Origin of the sequence: Mesorhizobium sp. M7A.F.Ca.CA.004.06.1.1 (assembly GCF_003999135.1) — a bacterium.
GTDB lineage: Bacteria > Pseudomonadota > Alphaproteobacteria > Rhizobiales > Rhizobiaceae > Mesorhizobium.
In genome coordinates this window covers 1-1,070 of record NZ_RZPQ01001194.1, presented here as the reverse complement: position 1 = coordinate 1,070, position 1,070 = coordinate 1, and the positions used below count along the sequence as shown (strand labels likewise).

Annotated in this window: 1 protein-coding gene and 1 pseudogene; both read left to right on the top strand. The window is 63.6% G+C overall.

The genetic code is table 11. From position 1 onward, the window contains the following. The coding region (locus tag EN906_RS35065; protein ID WP_348629304.1) for a caspase family protein at nt 1-651 on the top strand (651 nt) is incomplete at its 5' end. Nucleotides 652-954: 303 nt separating this feature from the next. Further along, nucleotides 955-1,070 (top strand): annotated as a pseudogene (locus tag EN906_RS38655) (TetR family transcriptional regulator); the annotation flags it as partial.

Genomic DNA, 1,070 nt, shown 5'->3' with positions numbered 1-1,070 from the left:
GTCCATGGCGACAGCGGACGCAACTCGCCTTTCGCCGCCGCCCTGCTGCGCCACATCGCCGAGCCCGGCCAGAGCATCAACGACATGATGATCGCGGTGCGCCGCGACGTGGTTTCGCAAACCCGCGAAACCCAGCGCCCCTGGGAGCAGGGATCGTTGCTCGAACGCTTCGAATTCGTCTCGGACGGACAACCCGCAGAGCCACAAAGGCCGGCCGCGGCGCCGGCGCCTTCAATGGAAGTGGCCGCACTTGAACGCTCTGTCGGCGACGACAAGGGATCGATCGAGAAATTCCTGCGCCAGGACTATCTGACGCCGGACACCGGGGCGATGAGCGAGACCGTCAAGCGGCTCTACGGCCCATCCGCCTTCATCTTCGGAACCCGCTACGACGCCGACGCCATCGTCAAGATCAAGGCCGACTGGTTCGCGCAGTGGGCCTCCTGGTCGCTAAGCATGGAGGCCGGCAGCCTGGAGGTCACTCCACAGGGCGAAGATCGCGCCGAGGCAGTCTTTGCGATGCGCTACGACTATCTTCCAAAGGACAGGTCGGCGGCACGCCTGACCGGCAAGGCGCGCGTCACGCTTGGGGTGGTCAAGGCCGGCGGCGGCTGGCGTATCGAATCCGAGACATCGCAGGCGATGCAGTAGGCGTGATCCCACGGCCAGCCGGGCAATTCAAGCTGGCGGCGCCTCATGGCGATAGGAATTTTTTCTTGACTCGGTGAGGGCAGCTATGCTACATTTTTGCCCATGGTGCTGATTTGCGCCAGTGACCCGCCGCCCGGCGGGTTTTTGCGTTTGGAGCTTCGCCAACCGACACGGCGGTAGACTTTCAGAGAATGAACTTAACCCCTGCCGCTACCATCCGTTCCCGAAGCTTGAAAACGCGCCGTTTCGTTTGAGCGTCGGGTCGCCTATATTGCCGGCGATAGTGTTGGCGAGGAGACAGAGATGGCCGAGGACGCCGATCCGGCGCGCAGATCGATCGGTGCGCGGCGCAACCCCGACAGCGCCGATGCCATTCTCGAAGCCGCCGAGGCCGTACTGGTCGAAACCGGCATAACCGG